12 protein-coding genes and 2 pseudogenes are annotated in these 17,186 nt (G+C 65.3%); 8 read left to right on the top strand and 6 right to left on the bottom strand.

All coding sequences use genetic code 11. From position 1 onward, the window contains the following. Positions 1–35: 35 nt before the first annotated feature. Both OH799_RS34825 and OH799_RS34820 read left to right on the top strand, forming a co-directional pair. On the top strand, positions 36–329 hold the full coding sequence (locus OH799_RS34825) for a helix-turn-helix domain-containing protein (protein WP_406282874.1): 294 nt from the start codon (positions 36–38) through the stop codon (positions 327–329). After that, positions 326–3,190 (top strand): hypothetical protein, encoded by a 2,865-nt coding sequence (locus OH799_RS34820; protein ID WP_406273355.1) that lies wholly within the window; start codon positions 326–328, stop codon positions 3,188–3,190. The genes OH799_RS34825 and OH799_RS34820 overlap by 4 nt, the downstream gene beginning before the upstream one ends. A gap of 265 nt (positions 3,191–3,455) precedes the next feature. Here the strand turns inward: OH799_RS34820 and OH799_RS34815 are convergent, their stop codons facing one another. Beyond that, positions 3,456–4,037, bottom strand: coding sequence for a threonyl-tRNA synthetase editing domain-containing protein (locus OH799_RS34815; RefSeq protein WP_406273352.1), 582 nt, complete (start codon positions 4,035–4,037; stop codon positions 3,456–3,458). 226 nt (positions 4,038–4,263) lie between these two features. After that, positions 4,264–4,998 carry a transposase gene (locus OH799_RS34810; protein WP_406282807.1) on the bottom strand — a complete coding sequence of 245 codons (735 nt, stop codon included), beginning with the start codon at positions 4,996–4,998 and terminating at the stop codon, positions 4,264–4,266. 528 nt (positions 4,999–5,526) lie between these two features. Here OH799_RS34810 and OH799_RS34805 point away from each other — a divergent pair. Beyond that, positions 5,527–6,303 (top strand): annotated as a pseudogene (locus OH799_RS34805) (IS256 family transposase); the annotation flags it as partial. A gap of 9 nt (positions 6,304–6,312) precedes the next feature. Here OH799_RS34805 and OH799_RS34800 read toward each other — a convergent pair. Then, on the bottom strand, positions 6,313–7,089 hold the full coding sequence (locus tag OH799_RS34800) for a hypothetical protein (protein ID WP_406273349.1): 777 nt from the start codon (positions 7,087–7,089) through the stop codon (positions 6,313–6,315). 120 nt (positions 7,090–7,209) lie between these two features. Here OH799_RS34800 and OH799_RS34795 point away from each other — a divergent pair. Next, a pseudogene (locus OH799_RS34795) lies at positions 7,210–7,682 on the top strand (transposase); the annotation flags it as partial. Positions 7,683–8,249: 567 nt separating this feature from the next. Here OH799_RS34795 and OH799_RS34790 read toward each other — a convergent pair. Beyond that, positions 8,250–10,841, bottom strand: coding sequence for an ATP-binding protein (locus tag OH799_RS34790; protein WP_406273346.1), 2,592 nt, complete (start codon positions 10,839–10,841; stop codon positions 8,250–8,252). A 696-nt stretch (positions 10,842–11,537) separates the two neighbouring features. Here OH799_RS34790 and OH799_RS34785 point away from each other — a divergent pair. The 3 genes from OH799_RS34785 to OH799_RS34775 all read left to right on the top strand — a co-directional run bounded on the left by OH799_RS34785 (position 11,538) and on the right by OH799_RS34775 (position 14,254). Further along, entirely contained in the window at positions 11,538–11,780 is a 243-nt protein-coding gene (locus tag OH799_RS34785; RefSeq protein WP_406273343.1) for a hypothetical protein, read from the top strand. A 569-nt stretch (positions 11,781–12,349) separates the two neighbouring features. After that, positions 12,350–12,922 carry a TetR/AcrR family transcriptional regulator gene (locus tag OH799_RS34780; RefSeq protein ID WP_406273340.1) on the top strand — a complete coding sequence of 191 codons (573 nt, stop codon included), beginning with the start codon at positions 12,350–12,352 and terminating at the stop codon, positions 12,920–12,922. A gap of 99 nt (positions 12,923–13,021) precedes the next feature. Further along, positions 13,022–14,254 (top strand): Cmx/CmrA family chloramphenicol efflux MFS transporter, encoded by a 1,233-nt coding sequence (locus OH799_RS34775; RefSeq protein ID WP_406273338.1) that lies wholly within the window; start codon positions 13,022–13,024, stop codon positions 14,252–14,254. A gap of 2 nt (positions 14,255–14,256) precedes the next feature. On the opposite strand, the gene OH799_RS34770 is transcribed toward OH799_RS34775, so the two are convergent. After that, the gene (locus OH799_RS34770; RefSeq protein WP_406273335.1) at positions 14,257–15,807 is read right to left on the bottom strand and encodes a phthiocerol/phthiodiolone dimycocerosyl transferase family protein; all 1,551 of its coding nucleotides are present in this window, start codon (positions 15,805–15,807) and stop codon (positions 14,257–14,259) included. Between OH799_RS34770 and OH799_RS34765 the strand changes: the two genes are divergently transcribed. Next, positions 15,754–16,230, top strand: coding sequence for a TetR family transcriptional regulator C-terminal domain-containing protein (locus OH799_RS34765; protein WP_406273332.1), 477 nt, complete (start codon positions 15,754–15,756; stop codon positions 16,228–16,230). The two genes, OH799_RS34770 and OH799_RS34765, sit on opposite strands and share 54 nt — an antisense overlap. 395 nt (positions 16,231–16,625) lie before the next feature. On the opposite strand, the gene OH799_RS34760 is transcribed toward OH799_RS34765, so the two are convergent. Continuing rightward, positions 16,626–17,039, bottom strand: a complete 414-nt coding sequence (locus tag OH799_RS34760) for a DUF6223 family protein (RefSeq protein WP_406273329.1) — start codon at positions 17,037–17,039, stop codon at positions 16,626–16,628. Between the last annotated feature and the right edge of the window lie 147 nt (positions 17,040–17,186).

Here is a 17,186-nt window from a genome sequence, read left to right as displayed (position 1 = left end):
CGAAATTGGACTACCAGTGGCATTTGCGCAAGGTGATGGCCGATCGCGGCTACTTCCAGACCACCGATCTGATCGAGCCGCTGGACAAACGGGGAATCACGTTGTCCTCGAGCCAGGTCTATCGCCTCGTCGTAGACCGCCCGGAACGACTGAGCTTGAAGATCCTGATGGCACTGCTCGACATCCTCGACTGCACGATGGACGACCTCATCGAACCGATCACCTCAGCCGCGACCGGGAAGACGCGGACCAGGAAGGCCGTCGGCGCCGAGACCGGTGTCGGCGAGCTGCGGCCCAAACGCGCCCGCATTCACGGTGTCGAACGGTGACGACAGCGGACAGGGCCATCGACCGCGCCGTGTCCGACCCGATCGGACTGATCGTGGACATAGTCACCGCGATCGAGCCCGCACTGACGCGGGAGACGATTCGGGCAGTCGTGCAGGACATCGCGGGCGGCCGCGCGAAGTCGCGGCGCCTGGCAGCGGCGTTGGCCGAACGCCCCGAGGTCCTACTCGACGGGCGATCACCGGCACCACGCGTGATCGGTGACCTGCTACTGGCGCTGCGAAACGCTGGGGCCTCGGCGGTCTCACCGCCGGTCTGCGCCGAGTGCGGCAAACTGCTGCGCACAATGCAACGCCACGGTCAGGACTGGCTCTGCGCCGTCTGCGGACACACCACCGCACCCTGCGCAATCTGCGGAAAACTCAAACAGACCGTGACTCGGGACCTAGCAGGGCGACCGCGATGCGCCCAATGCCCCGAGGTCGACGACCGCGATCCGGTCGAGGTGATCTGCGCCGTCATCGCAGTCTGGAACCCGGAAGTCGATCGTGAGGTAATCGCCGATGCCCTCGCTCGATGCTGCCGGAGACCGTCATATCGGCGACAGCTGGCCTGGGCGGTGGAAACCGACCCCGCGCTGCTGACCGGAGATGGGCACCGCGCACCGCTGCGTGTGATCCCCCGGTTCATCGAGGCCCTGCACGCCGCAGGAGTCGCCGGCATCGTCCTCCCGTCCTGCCCGGGCTGTCACCGCGTGGTTCGCATCGACAAACCCCTTGACGGACAACGGGTCTGCCGCACCTGCATCGCGCACTCCCGCTATGAGGCCTGCGCGCGCTGCGGAACCCGCCGCGAACCGGTCACCCGCGACCGTGACGGCGGCGGGATCTGCGCCAACTGCTTCACCAGCGACCCCGCCAACCTCGAAACCTGCATCAACTGCGGTCGGCTACGCCCGGTCTCCCGCCGGACCACCGACCGGCCACTGTGTTCACCATGCCCGGGTGTGAAACGGCGGCGGTGTTCGATCTGCGGTGAGACCACGCCCTGCGGAATCTCACGGGTCACGGGCCTGCCATGGTGTCCGCCATGCCAACGCCGGACCGCGACATGCTCATCCTGCCACCAGACCACCGCGATCGTCTCGGGCACCACAACCGAACCGCTCTGCCGCGACTGCACCCAGCGCCCGGCCTGGCTCGCAGACTGCGTCACCTGCAACGACCCCGACTACCCCAACCCCGGCCAATGCCGCAGATGCCTGGTCAACAAACGTCTCGACGACATCATGGGACCCGACACCGACAGGCTCCCTGCCGGGCTGCGAACCCTGCGCGAGGACATCGCCACCACTGAACACCACATCACCGCGATGCGATGGGTCACCAAAACCTCTATCGCACCGATACTTTCCGACCTCGCAACCGGACGCAGGCCCCTCACCCACGAAGCACTCGACGAACTGCCCGACACCGCACCACTCGCGCACCTTCGTCAGACCCTCGTGACCGTCGGCGCGCTGCCCGAACGCGATGAACAACTGGTCCGGCTCGAACGCTTCCTCACAGGGTTCATCGCCGCGGAGGATGACCGCGATCGTCGGAAATTGTTGCGCCGCTACGTGATCTGGCATCTGCTGCGGCGTCTGCGCAGCCGTAACAACGGCCGCCACACCTCCCGCCAGCAGTTCTTCCGAGTCCAAAACCACGCCCGCGCCGCCGTCGCGTTCCTGGACTGGCTCGAAGCCCGCAATCTGACCCTGGCCACCTGCCGGCAGGGCGAGCTCGAGCGTTGGCTCATCGACGACTCCGGCGCCTACCGCTACGAAACCGGCACCTTCATCCGCTGGGCGCACGCACACAAGCTGACCACGGCATACATGCCCGCACACCGCTGGCATGGTCCCGTCGGCCCACTCGACGACCAGCACCGCTGGGACACCGCACGCCAGCTCCTGCACGACACCAGCCTCAAAACCGACGACCGCCTCGCCGGACTACTGCTACTGCTCTACGCCCAAGGACCATCCACCCTCAGCCACCTCACCGTCGACCAAATCCACATCGACGACCACCCCGGTCAGCATCCACCTCGGCCGCGCCCCCATCCACCTGCCCGAACCCGTCGCCGAACTCGCCCGCACCGTCGTCACCAACCGCAAAGGACACGCCACCATCGGCGCCCGAACACCCTCGCCCTGGCTGTTCCCCGGAGGGCAGCCGGGCCGCCCGATCAGCACCGAACGACTAACGCTCAGACTCAACCAACTCGGCATCCGCCCCAACCAGGCACGCAGCACCGCCCTGTTCCAGCTGGCCACCGAGATCCCCGCCGCGATACTCGCCCGCACCCTCGGAATCAATATCGAAGCCGCCGTCCGATGGCAACGCCTCTCCGCAGGCGACTGGGCCACCTACGCCGCCGACATCAGCCGCCGAAACCCCCAATCACCAAGGCATTCCGACAGTTCGAATACCTGAGGTCACCATTATGTGGGCGGGATCTGTCGGCGAAACCACCCGAACCCGGCACTGACCCCGCCGCGCAGCGTTGCCGCCCTGATCGGCACCAATCCCGCATCATCGCCGACGACGTCTGGCCGAACTGCTGTGGGCCGGACTCAACCTCGCTGCGCGCCGAATACCGCCGCCGGACACCGATGCCCGCGACGGTAACCATCTTCGCTGTCCACGGCCTCGCGCCCGACGACCAGCGGTGGCGCGCGCGAAACGGTCGACTCGACCGATCCACCCCGCGGCAAACAGTGCTCGCCGCCGCTGCCTTGCAGGGGATGGGCCACAACCCGCCCTCGACCCACTTCGAAACGCGGCTTGGCAACCGCAGGGACGAAGCTCGTCCCGGACAAAACCCGAGGTCGGCGGCGAAATATTCACCGGCGTAGGTGAAATACGAGGTGAAACCTTCCCGCAACCCCGCAGGTCAGCGGTCAATGGTCAATGGTCAATGGTCAACCCGCGTATGTGCTTGCTGGTGGCGAAGCTCAACCATGCGGCCAGGCGCAATCCTGCGCGGAGGGCCGGAGAACCGCCAGGGCCAGGCACGAAACAAGAAGGGCGAGAAGACCGGGCGGCTCAGGAACTCGTCGACTTGGTTAGCCGTACCAGGCGACGCCATCCTTAACAGGCCTTCTGACCTCGTCAAGGCGATCAGGTCCGGACAACTCGGTCCGGCGACTGAACCGAAGGCCGGACCGGGCCAGACGGCCCGGATCCAGCAGGATGGTCGTTCTGGGGTCCTAGCCCGGTCATGATCCCTCCCGGTCGGTGCCGAACCGTCGGCGTGGTCACCGCCTCGGACTGGTTGTTCGAGGCCGAGAGATGCGTGACGCGTTGCTCCCACTCGCCATCGAGCACGTGGACTGTCCATTCCTTGTTCCAGCCGAAAGGCATCGGGTGCGCATCCCAGCCACGCGCGGACAGCAGTTCGGCCAGCACCGCCAACACACGCTGAGCAGTAGGCCCATCGCAATGCTCATACGGGTCGGCCATCTGAGAAAGGCCGTTGATCACGATCCGAGTCGCACCGGTCTTGTTCGCGATCCGGTTGATCACCTTCGCCGCCTGCCGAGCCACCCCGAGGTCGCTGCGCTCGACACCCACCAGCAGAAAGAGGCAATCGGAAAACTCTTGCAACACACCGATATTCACCGAATCGAGCGTTATTGCCGCCGAACTCGCAGTTGTCACCGCGTATTCGAGCGTGGCACAACGCTGGCTCAGGATTTTCATAAAGCACCTCATGCATATATATGTGCGGGTCGTTGCTCGATGCGGGATCGCTGGGAGTCGCTCGATCCGGATGCTTCACTGTCGGCGCCCGGACCTGCTTTTCCTGTACGACAACCACCCTGCGTCGGTGACAACAACCCCACATCGGTGACATACCGATACCGCTACCTAAGGGTTGTCCCGTAAGTCTGGGATAGTGACGTCAGCCGGTTCACCGGCCAAGACGTCAGTGGGCGTGGGCGAGGTTGGCCAGAGTAGCGATACCAGCAATCGCGACAGCGACACCGTCGCCGCGTAGACGACAGTCGCGCAAGATCTTCCAGGTCTTCATCCGGGCGAAAGCGTGCTCGACGCGGGCACGGACCTTGCGGTGAGACTTGTTGTGGGCCTGTTTCCATTCCGGCAACTCCCCGCCAGGCGGGCGACGATGCGGGATGATTACACCGGTGCCCTGATAGCCACCATCAGCGATCACCACCGCGTTGCGGCAGGCATGAGCGGTACCGGACTCCGCCCAGGCCCGGCAGTCGTTACGGTTACCCGGCAACGGACGCCCGAGCGCGACGACGAGTTCGGTGTCGGCGTCGATCACGACCTGATGGTTGGTCGAGTACCGGTAGTTCTTACTCGGCGCGGCCACCTCGTGATCACGGGTCGGGACCAGGGTGCCGTCCACGATCAGCACCGCACCACGCGGAAACCGGGTCCGGGGCCGTAGCTCCAACGCAGGTCCCAGGTCCTCGATCACACGGGCCGCGGCCGACTTCGACACTCCGAACACTGCAGCGAGCTGGCGCATCGTGAGGTTGGTCCGCCAGTAGGTGGCCACCAGCAACACTCGGTCCTCGAAACACAACCCCCAGGGCCGGCCCCGCAACGGCCGGTCGGCGCCTTCGCGCCGCAACCGGGTGATCAGACGAGCGAACGTGCGTGGCCGCAGCCCGGAGAACAACTCCACCATCACCGGATCAGCCGCCGAGATCACCACTCGCGACACGATACCGTTGCCGCTCAACAGCTTACGGGACAACCCTTACAGAGCTGTCCTGTGACAGCGGAGGTGAGCCACTGGCAGCCCTCTGACCTGCGGTGGCTCATCTTCAGCGGCAGAGCAGGTCGAGGCTTTTGCCACCGGCGAACCTCACGCTCGACAGCACCGCCGGAGTGAACTTCCGCCAATACGAATCCCGGCGCGGGTAATCCGGCCGGGCCCGGTGACGGTGGTGGAGCGGGTTGCGCATTCCCGTGTGCTGCAGCCCGCACCAGCGCTTGCCCTGAAATCATCGGACCACATCAGAACAGCCACGGGCAGTACTTCAACGAACCTCAGCACGGCTACCGCCCTTGGTGGTCGTGGTTGAGTCCAGGAAGATGGTGTACGACCTGAACGCCCTTGCAGCGCAAGGTGTGTCGCAACCAGGAAGTAGGTGGTCACCGCGTGATCCTTCAAGAGACCGACCAAAGTCACTCGAAGGAACAAGACCACGCGATGACCAATATTCAGCCTATCGACCCGAGCAAGATGCTGTCCGACCAACTCGCGGTCGCCAGCCCGGACCTGCTGCGCGACATGATGTCGACGTTCATCCAAGCCCTGATGGGCGCCGAGGCCGACACGCTGTGCAGTGCCGGTTACGGCGAGCGTTCCGATGATCGGGTCAATTCCCGAAACGGATACCGGCACAGGGATTTCGACACCCAAGTCGGCACGATCGATGTCGCCATCCCGAAACTGCGCCAAGGCAGCTATTTCCTGGATTGGCTGCTCGAGCGCCGCAAACGCGCCGAACGAGCACTCACCTCGATGGTGGCGACCTGCTACCTGCTCGGCGTCTCGACACGCCGAATGGAGAAGCTGGTCGAATCACTCGGTGTGACAAAGCTTTCCAAATCGCAGGTGTCGATCATGGCCGGCGAGCTCGACGCCCAGGTCGAGGCGTTCCGCACCCGGCCACTCGACCAGGGCCCTTACACGTTCGTCGCTGCCGACGCCCCGGTGTTGAAGGTCCGCGAGAACGGCCGTGTGGTCAACGTCCACGCCCTGATAGCGACCGGTGTCAACGCCGACGGCTACCGCGAAATACTCGGCATCCAGGTCACCAGCGGCGAGGACGGAGCCGGCTGGCTGGCGTTCTTCCGCGACCTCGTCGCCCGCGGCCTGTCCGGTGTCGAGCTGGTCACTTCCGATGCCCACGCCGGGTTGGTCGCCGCGATCGGCGCGACCCTGCCCGGCGCGTCCTGGCAACGCTGCAGAACCCATTGGAGTCGTAAAGATTCAACTTGGCGATTCATGGTCGTTGTCCGGGCGAACGAGGGCGAAGATTTCGGCGGCGGTGGCGAATTGGCGTTCGGAAGGGGTGATGACAGAGCCGTCCTGGTGGAGCAGTGGCAGGACGTCGTCGATGGCGTTGCGGATGGTGCCGCGGCTGACTCCGAACAGTTCCGCCAGGGTCTGTTGGTGGCATAGCCTCCGCTGATCCAGCACGGTGGCCAGAATCCGGTCGGCGTCGGTGATCTTTTGGCGGAATAGGCCGCCCCGGGTGCCGGGCCGGCGGTCGCCGCCGCGTTGATCGTGGCGGCGTCGTTCGATCGCGGCGCGGTGGCCGACCGAGATCCGGTCGACCATGGCTTGGAAGTCGTCGCTGGTCATGCCCGTCAGCGCGGGGTGAGACAACGTCCGAGATGCTTCGATCTTTGCTGTCGCAGTGTCGTTTTCGAGCCAGCCACGTAGGTCTTGGACGGTGGAGTAGTGCGAGGTCTGGGAAATGGCGATCTGCCGTTCCTCGATCAAGGCACGGGTTTCCCTGATCGCTTGGCCGATGGTGTTCGGATTGATTCCCAGCAGCTCGACCATGACCTTCTGGGGGCAGACCCGTCGCAGATAGGCCGCGGCGATCAGCACCTTGTCGGCGGGCGTCAGCAATGGGCGGCCGTGGTCTCCGAGTTCTTTGCGGCGTGGTCCGCCGCGTTGCAGGTACTTGCGTTGCTCGGCCACCGCTGCTTGCGCCGGTGCCAGTCGGGCGCACAGTTTCTGCAGTTCGCCGTCGGTCATGCCGGTCACCTTCGGGCGGCGACAACACCGCCCACCGCTCGGCCAGACCACGAACTCCACTCACCACCGCCATAGCACACCCAAATACACTGCAACCCAACACAACAAGTTATTACCTTACGACTCCATTACACCGTCAACCTGATGTCGATCACCCGAAAACATCGTGGCCATGGGTGCGCACGCTGCTGCACTCGGTGTTCGACCAAGCAGATTCTGAATCCGTTGCTGCCCAATATGATCGGATGCTCGACGCCCTGTCGGAGAAGCTGCCGAAAGTCGCCGCGCACCTCGACACAGCCCGCGCCGACCTGCTCGCGTTCACTGCCTTCCCCAAACAGATCTGGCGTCAAATCTGGTCCAACAACCCCCAAGAACGGCTGAACAAAGAGATCCGCCGCCGCACCGACGTCGTCGGCATCTTCCCCGACCGACAAGCGATCATCCGCCTCGTCGGCGCAGTCCTCGCCGAACAACACGACGAATGGATCGAAGGCCGCCGCTACCTCGGCCTCGACGTCCTCGCCCGCTCCCGCGGCACCGCCGACCCCACCAAACAGGAGGAAACCACCACCGCAGCCCTCATCGCATAACCGAAACCGGATCATGCGGTGACCACCCCCGCTACACCACGCATTTAGACTTGACCTTGGTCTCGTTCGGTTGTTGGTCAAGACCCGACACCACCAAAGCCGTCTCACGCTCCCACATCGACCGGCTCTGCGGTCGCCGCGACGTGCCGCTGCGGGAGAAGACACTGTGGCGGATGCTGTATGAGTCAGCCAGCAGAGCCAGCGCCGTGCTCGCGCTCAACCTCAACGACCTGGACCTGCCCAACAAGCAAGCCAAGATCACCGCCAAGGGCGGCCACACCATGTAGATCACTTGGGGCACCGAGACCGCCCCCCTGTTTGCCCAGCCTCTCGCCGGCCGCGACCACGGGCCGCTGTTTCTATCCGAAAACCGGCCCGGACCGCACCGCTGCGTGACGACCGACCCCGCTACATCTGCCCCCCAGACCGGCTGCAGCAGGCTCGGCTACGACCGCGCCAGCATACTGCTCGGCCACTACGGCGACGGTGGCCTACGCCTGCACCAACTCCGCCACAGCTCGGCCACACACCTCGGCGACGCCAACATCTCTCTCCGCGAAGGTCCCCTCAGTGTGGTTGTGAATTGCGGATGTTTCGTTGTGGTCGTCGGATGGTTTCGGTGCGGACTTGTTCGATGATGTCTTTGGGGATGTGGTCGATGATGTCTTCGCGGGAGGTGATGGCTAGTTTATGCAGGATTGCGGCCATTTGGGCTTCGATGGTTCTGGCCGATTTCCCGCGGCGGACGGCGATGGCGGGGTTGGTCCATCCGGCCGTGGCCAGGATGGCGACCTGCCGCTCAGCAGCAGTCAACTCGTCCCACTGCGAGGTGAGGGGCTTGCCCTGTGGGGCGTCGATGGTCAGTTTGCCCAAGGCGAGCCGCTGTACCTCGTTGTGTTCCGGACGCAACCGTGAACCCTGCGCTTCCGCCGCAGCGAAGGCGGCGGATCCGAGCACCCGACGGGCGACATCAACAGCGTTATCGGATTCATCGGCCCACGGGCCCATCTGTTCGAGGTTGATGCCAAGTCTGGTTCGCAGGGTTTTGGCCCCGCCGGCCAAGCGGGCGATCTCGGTGGCCAGCGCCATCAGCCTGCAGCGGTCGGGGTTTCCGGCAGCGATCGCATCGGTGATCAAACGCGCCAACGACCACATCCGGCACTGCACCGTCAGCCATCCGACCCACTGATCACCCACGGTGAGTTGATAGGTCAGCGAGGCCCGTTGGAGAGCCAACGCCTCGGTCGGATCGCCGCCGTGCATGGTCAAGGTGGTCGCCATGACGATTTGGGCCATGCACTTTTCCCACAACAATCCGGAAGCGTTCGCGCGGTCGCAGTAGCGCCGGGTGAGCTCGTAGGCCTGGTGCGCGGTTCCCACCAGACCCGCGGCCGCAGCCGCGCCCGCTTCGCTTCGCGACGCGGCGACGTAGTTGCCGAGAGCCTCGAATTTGTCCCGGGCGCGAGTGTAGACGGTGATAGCGCGGGCATCGCGACGAGCGAACAGCAGCGCTATCCCCCACGCGTCTTCGACAGAGGCGGGCAGACCGAGATCGATCTCGGGGGTGTCCCACCAGTTCCGTCTGCTATCCGGGTCGGGAACGCAGGCGGCAACACAGTCCTCGAGCATCCGCTCGGCATCCTCGGGACAGCCCTGAAGCAGGGCGAGCATGCCGATGGCGGCCATGGCGTCGATCTGCAGGTCGGTGGGTTGCGGGGTCGCGGCCCGGGTGGCGTCGAGGCTACGTTGGATCCAGCGCCGCAATTCTCCTACCGCGCCGCCGGCGCCGACTGTTCCCAGGGCAGCGAGCCCGAGGCAGATTTCCAGGCCGATGGTGGCCTGGCCGGGGGTGGTTATGCTGGTTTCGATCGCGGTCGCGATGTTGGCCCAGGCTGTTCGGATCCAGTCCAGCAGACCCTGTCCTTCCGGGCGGAGCCAGTGGGCCGCGGCGTGAGCGACTTTGTCGTAGTAGTAGTGGCGGTGCAGGTCGGCCATCCGGGCGGATTCATCCACCTTGTCCGTGGTGCGCAGGCACAGCCGGTGCTGTGCGAACACTCGCAGGCTCTCCACCAGGGAATACCGCACCGTCGTGGATGTCATATGCACCGACACCAACGACTGATCGACCAGACGCTCGAGCACACCCTCGACCTCATGACGAGCCAACACCACACCAGCATCACCGCCGTTGTCGTAGCCGGTTGCGCTGTCGTCGTGGTCGCGGTTCTCGCCGTTGTCAGTGGTGGTGGTGTCGGAGCAGATGGTTTCGATGGCGTCGAGGTCGGCTCCCACATCCAATACGACCTTGTTGTCGGTGTCGTCGGGGTTGGTGGCATAGCCCGCGGCGAACACCGACAGCCGGTCGAAGAGCAGCCGTTCTTTGTCGCTGCACAGGTCGTAGGACCAGGTGATGACGTCGGTGACCGCTCGATGCCGGGGTTCGGTGCCCCTGTAGGGGCCGCGGGACCAGCGCAGTCGGGTGTCGTCGGCGTGGCCGGTGAGTCCTTGCAGGATCATCGCCAGTGGTTGGCGGCGCAGTCGTGCGGCCGCCAACTGGATGTAGAGGGGGTGGTTGTCGATGTGGTCGCAGATCTCGGCTGCCGTGGCGGTGTGTTCTGCGCTGGTGATGGTGTGGCCGGTGAGTTCGGCGCGGTGCCGAAACAACGCCACAGCATGGTCTCTGGACAGGGGTGGGACGGTGATCAGGTGTTCGTCGAGCCAGCCGACGGGCTCGCGGCTGGTGGCCACCACGGTCAGCTCTGGTACCGCGTCGAGCAGACCGGGGGTCAGGTCGGCGACCCCGGCGAGGACATGCTCGCAGTTGTCCAGAACCAGCACCGTGCGAGGGACATGCCCGGCCGGATCGGTCCGGGTAAGGGTGTCGAGGAGGGCCTCTCGGGCTGAGCGTCCGGAGAAGTCGGTCTCGATCACCACGTGGGCGACTTCTTCTTCGATCGCGGTCGTGTCCGCGCCCGTGGCCAACCGTGCCAACCGCACCCAGTACACGCGTAGCTCCCCGGTCGCGGCTTTACCGAACCGGGCGACCGCTTCGGCTGCCAGCCGGGTCTTGCCGATCCCGCCCGCACCGGTCAGGGTGATCAACCGGGCCGGGCCCAGTAGCAGGGTGCTGATCTGCTCCAACTCACGATGCCGGCCCACGAAACCGTGAGCCGGGAACCCGCCAACGCCTTCCCCGCGCCTAGCACGCACACTACGGAATCGTAGTCCCCGCACCCGAGCCCCGAGCCATCCAAACCACGACCAAACGTCGCGGGACTGTGGATTTAAGCTTGAGATTCAATCTCAGGGCTGGGCGTCCCGCAACGACAACATGAGCAACTACGAACACCAGTTCGGCCCATCACCCAACCCGGCCTCTACCAATCCCCCGTGCCTACCCGCGTTCGCGGCCATCGTAGGCATTCCATCGGTATAGCTCATACGTATTTACGGATGCGGGGTCTGTACCTACTCGCGCATGCTGGTTGTCGTGAGGAAACGAATGCCCGGGTGACGACGGCGTCGCCCGGAAACCGCCCCCGACAACGGCGTTGGCAGGTCGACAACGAAGTCGACCCTACAGGCGGAACCCCCAACCCAGCAGCGAACTTCCAAGAAAACGATCCTGAACAGGACCTACGACCTATTCGTTGACCGACCGGATCTCGATCACCTCTAATCGTCACGAGGGAGTCCGGAGCAGGCACGGCCCGACACCGCGGGACCTCCCTCATCAGCCCGCGGTGTCCTCCAGTGCGGACTTCAGAGTGGAGAACCACCCGCACAACCGCGCCGCTACACAAGGCCTCCTCGTGATAGATCGTCCCTGTCCCCGAGCCAGAAGATCTGACCTTCATGCACACCAACCCCTTCAGCGGGCTCGACTTGGTCGTCGCCCTCGACATCGCCAACCGCGAAGCCCACCTGACCGGCGCCGTCGAAGGCTGCACGGCCTGCACTACTGTGTCCAGCCCACACACCGCCTGCCCGGCCGGCCGCGCCGTCGAGATCATCCGCGCCGCCGCAGCACAGGCCGCAGACGCCAGGGCGCGGGCATTGACGGCCACCGAAATCGTCGAGCAACTCGGCGCGCTGTAAATTCCCACCAGCGCCGATGCCTCCGTCCCCACAGGGAGTCACGAGGACTGCAATCACAGGCGCAACCGTTGTCGGCGGGGTGCGGTCACCATGCTCCACCAGCTCCCAAAGGGTCACTGAAAAGTGATCAAGTCGCTGAGCAGCACTCGGCGTCGACAATGCCGCGGAGACCGAATCCCGGAGTCGCTATCGGGCTGCGGCCGAGCCCGAGCGCAGTCAGGGAGGTGATGAGGCAGAGGAATCCCGATCCGGCCAGTCTCAGATGCGTTCTGAGACCCAACAATGAGATCCGCCCGGTCGTAAGTGTCGAACTTCGAATCTATACGTACCCAACTCAACTGGGGCTGGATTCACGCTACCTCGGGCCGATCGGCACCCATGGCATGCGGCAAAGTGCTGGGCACGCATTCGGGTTTCAGCCCTTCGACGCCGCCTATCGAATGCTCAACGTCCGCTCGACAACCGGAAAGCCCGGGTCCCAGTCGGATGCGTACCGCAGCGAACGGCAGGATCGACCGATCCCGACCACAATATTGAAACATTCGGTCCAAAACTGCTATCTTGGGTCCATGGCACGACCGAGGCTGTTCGACGAGGATCGCGCGGTGGACGCGGCGATGCGGGCGTTCTGGCGCACAGGATACGAAGCGACCTCCACCGAGGACCTCTGCGCGGCTACCGGGCTGGGCCGCAGCAGCATCTACAACGCCTTCACCAGCAAGCGCGATTTGTTCCAGCGCGCGCTGCGCCGCTATATGACGGCCAAGAACGCCCCGACCTTCGACCTGCTCGACGGGCCGGGCGACGTATCGACGAAGATTCGCACGCTACTGTGGCAGGTCGTGGATTCTCCGGACGACGACCCACTGGGCTGCCTGGTGGTCAACTCGACCATCGAGCTGGCCCCGCGCGACCCCGAAGTAGCCGCCACCCTGCGGGCCGATCACGAACGGCGGCTCGACGCGCTCACAGCGGCATTCGACAGCGGCAGACACGCAGGCGACGTCGCACCGGACAAGGACCCCCGCACGATGGCCCATTTCGTGATCGCCACGATCGGCGGTATGCGGGTAGCCGCACGTGGCGGTGCCGACCGGGAGACATTGGCGGCCATCGCGACCACCGCACTCGGCGCGCTCTGAGCGACCTGTCCCGCACACCCACCTTCTGACACCTTTCCACCGCGGCGTCGCTGCCGCATCCTCATTTTAGATTGATCAGTACAAAATAAGGAGGTACCGATGCCTGTGGCGATCTACGTCCTGGGTCTCTCGATCTTCGCCCAGGGCACCTCGGAGCTGATGCTCGCGGGCCTGCTCACCGAGATGGCAGGTGACCTGGGCGTCTCCGTGCCGCAGGCCGGCCTGCTCATCTCGGCGTTCGCGCTGGGCATGCTGGTCGGCGCGCCCGTGCTCGCGGTAGCGACGCTGCGCTGGTCGCGGCGCACAGCGCTGCTCGCCTTCCTCGCTGTTTTCGCCGCCACGCACGTCGTCGCCGCGCTCACCTCGGACTACCGAATACTGTTCACGACACGGGTGATCGGTGCCTTCGTCTACGCCGGATTCTGGGCGGTGGCCGCGACCACGGCGATCAGCTTGGTCCCGGCGACCGCGCGCGGCAAGGCGATGAGCATCGTCGCGGGCGGGCTGACCATCGCCACCGTCATCGGCCTCCCCGCGGGCACCGTCATCGGGCAGCACCTGGGCTGGCGCGCGGCCTTCTGGGCAGTCGCGCTCCTGTCGGCGGCCGCCATGTTCGGCGTACTGGTGAAGATTCCCGGCGGGCGACCGGCCACGGCGCCGCGGATGCGGAAAGAGTTGCGCACCATGGTTCGGCCGCAGTTGTGGCTGTCCTATGGCACCACCGCGCTAGCCACCGGTGCGCTGTTGGTGAGCTTCGCCTACCTCGGCGCGTTGCTGTCGGACACCACACGGCTGGCCGACGGCTGGATCCCCGTGGTGCTGGCGATCTACGGGCTCGGCGCCTTCGTCGGCATCGTCGCCGGCGGCCGGACCGCCGACGCCCATCCGCTCACCAGCCTGTACGTCGGCATCGCCGGGGTGGTCGTCACCTCCGCACTGCTGGCCCTGACCGCCCAGTACGCTGTTCCCGTCGTGCTGCTGTCATTCCTGTTGGGCGCCTTCGGTTTCGGCATAAATCCGACCCTGAACAGCCGAGTCTTCACCCTCGCGGGCGACGCGCCGACCCTGGCCGCCGCCACCAACATTTCGTCGTTCAACGTCGGCATCACCGCGGGCCCCTGGCTCGGTGGCCTCGCCATCGGGGCGGGCCTGGGCTATGCCTCGGTAGCCTGGATCGGCGCGGCCCTCGGTGTTGCCGCACTCGGAACCGTCGCATGGAGCCATGCCCTGCAAAGCAATCGGACCCCCCAGCCCGACCTCGCGGTGGCCGATGCGGGCCACCAGTCGCAATCAGCACCGCGACGGGCAGTCGCCGAAAGCACTACACCCTGAATCTATTCGGCGCAGATCTCCTGCAGTGCCGCGAACAAGGCGAGGCCGATCTTGCCCATCTGCGCACGACTGTGCAGGGCGGTGTCGTATTCCACCTGAATGGTGAGTCGTCCACCGACGGTGAAGATGGTGAGCTTCGGCGGCATTCCAGGCCCCATCGCGTAGATGTCGTCACGGATGATTCGAATGCCTTCGGGTACCGAATGCGCCGGCAGCCTACCGATATTGGAGAGGGCAAGGGATGGGGCGGCAGCCAGGATCGCCGCGGTCACCTCGTCGTGGACGCGACGAGCGACGAGCGTGAAACGCGCCGGTTCGCGCCGCTCGAGCGCGGCCTGCATGCCTGCCGAAACCTGATGTCCAACTTCGACCGGGCTCGAGTCGTGCGAAACGATCGCGGGCGTGCCCAACCCCGAGGCGCAATTGAGGATCGTGTGGACGGGCAACGGCGGAACCAGCTCGGATCGCACATCCACCGCGTGCCCACAGACCATCCGCAGTGGGCCCGTCGCCGGCTCGAGTTGCGAACGAACTGCGACCAGAGCGGCGCCGCTGAGCAGGCTGTTGACCGAAAGATCATGCGCGCGAGCGGCCTCGATGAGGACATCGGTTTCCTTGGCGTCCAGCTCGATCCGCTGCACGGCAAAGCGGCCGAGCGGATCGTTGCCGACGCCGTCGTTCGGGAGGGTACGCGGAGCCGATTCCAGGCCCATCAGCGCGACACTCGCCCGCACCTGCTCGAGCCACTCGGTGACCTCCGCGTCGCCGATTACGGCGGCCAGCTGGTCGTCGATGGCCTCGGGCAGGTTTCGATCGAAATCCGACTGCGGCACCGCGGTGCCAGTCGCATGCGCCGTGTAGCGCCGCCACATCTCTTCCAGGAGCGCGAAAGCCGATCGGCCGTCGGCGATCCCGTGATGAATGACCAGAACGAGCTGATCGCGGTCACCGTCGCGCAGCAGATGGGCGCGGAACAGCCCGTCACGCCAATCCCTTGGCCCATTCACCAGATTCAGGTATTCGACTTCGCCACCATCGGTGATGTCGAGCCGAGGGCGGTATCCGTCATCTCGGTGGAACCGCATCGTGCCATCCGGATCGGCCACCGGTTTACTGCACAGCAGCGGATGCTGCGCCGCCAGTTCATCCAGCACCCGGCGGAGGATCTCGACGTCGAGCGAACCATGCACCGTAGAGCCGATGAACAGTGGCATTCCACCGGTTGGCACGCTGCCGAGCTTGGTGCCAGAGCCGAAGAAGCTGATCTCGAAGGGGGAAATCGGTCGCTGCGCGGTCATCTCGTTCTCGTACTTCCGTGTGTTGGAGCGGATCGCCTTCAACATACATACGTTTAAAACGTTTGTCACAGACAGTTGTTTTAAACGATAGTCCCAAACGTATGTATGCCGCGCTGATAAGGTGCGAATGTGGGAACCCGAGAAGATCTGCTCGCCGCCGCCAAGCGATGCCTGGCCGAACGCGGATACGCGCGCACCACGGTGCGGGATATCGTCGCCGCCTCCGGCTCCAACCTGGCGGCCATCAACTACCACTTCGGCACCCGAGACAAGCTGCTCAACCAGGCGATGATGGAATCCAGCGCGGCCGCCGTCCAACAGATCCTCGACTCGCTCCCCACCGACGCCGACGACCCGACCGACCGCCTACATACCTTCTTTCAGCAGCTCATCACATCGTTCACCGAAGACCACGCCCTCTGGTCGGCCAACGTCGAAAGCTTGGCTCAGGCCCTGCACTCCCCCGATCTCCGTAGTGAATTCGGCTCTGCCCAAGCCCTCGCACGCACCGAGCTCGCACGCCGATTCGCCGCGGCCGACAAGGACTCCCACCTCGGCGCCGTCCTGCAAACCATGATCGGCGGCCTACTCGCCCAGCACCTCGTAGACCCCGACAACGCCCCCACCGCCGCCGACATCATCTCCGGCCTCCGCGCCCTTGCCCAACTCGCGAACTAGATCCGATGCCGCCTCGAGGTGGCGGGCTTGTCGTCGAGATGAATCCACCCCATCCACACACAGCTCGAGTCCGCGGCGCCGGAAGTTCCGGCGGATACGGACCCGAGCCGGTCTTTGCGTGCCGCCTCAGGCGGTGAGGCGCGGGTGCACATCCGAGGTGCCTGTACAAGGCCCGCCTTCTCGGCGGCCATGACGGCGTCGATGGCGTCGGAGTGGAGCAGCAGACCCTTGCGCGCGTGCCCGAGCGAATCGAAATCACTCGCCTCGATGAGAGATTCGGTGAACTTCTCACTCGCGATCGCATCGATCTTGTTCAGGTAGTCGGAGAAGTCGGTGTACTTCGACCGGTGGGCGGACTTCAGGCAGACCCGAACGCTCGCCCGTTCTCGTTGCGTTCAGCCGGTGCGGCGGGAGCGGCGGCCCAGAGCCAACCCACCGAGGGCCATACTGATCAGTCCCAACACCACGGCCGCGAAGGCCCCGACTATCCCGTTGCCGGTGCCAGGGCCACCGTCGGCGGTGGCCGCGAACAGCCCACCGAGGACTACGCTGATCAACCCCGCCGCCAGGGCCATGATGGGCCCGCGCCCCCCGGATCCCATACGACCGGCGGGGCGGAGAGCCAGCCCGCCGATGACCGCGCCGGTCAGCCCCACCAGTGCGGTCAGGGTGGGCCCGAGTCGCCCGGAGGTCATGCCGTAACTGGTGGCGGCCGGCTCGACCGAGACGGCTGCGGCCGCCGGTGCGGCAAGCGCGAGACCTGCGAGCAGGGCGGCTGCTGTGGCGGCGAGCAGGTGACGGACGGACATGGGGCGCTCCTTCATCGTAGGACTGAACGTCGCTCGATCATGTCCGCTGGACCCACCGCCAGTCGTCCTGTGGATGCGGGCAATTCGCCCTGCCACCGATGCCGTAGCCGGCTGCCGCGGACGCCGCAGGAGCCGCGAAGGTACCGC

The organism is Nocardia sp. NBC_00881, assembly GCF_045207455.1.
Classification (GTDB): Bacteria; Actinomycetota; Actinomycetes; order Mycobacteriales; family Mycobacteriaceae; genus Nocardia.
Note: the sequence above shows the minus strand (reverse complement) of the source record. Positions and strands in the feature narration are given on the sequence as shown.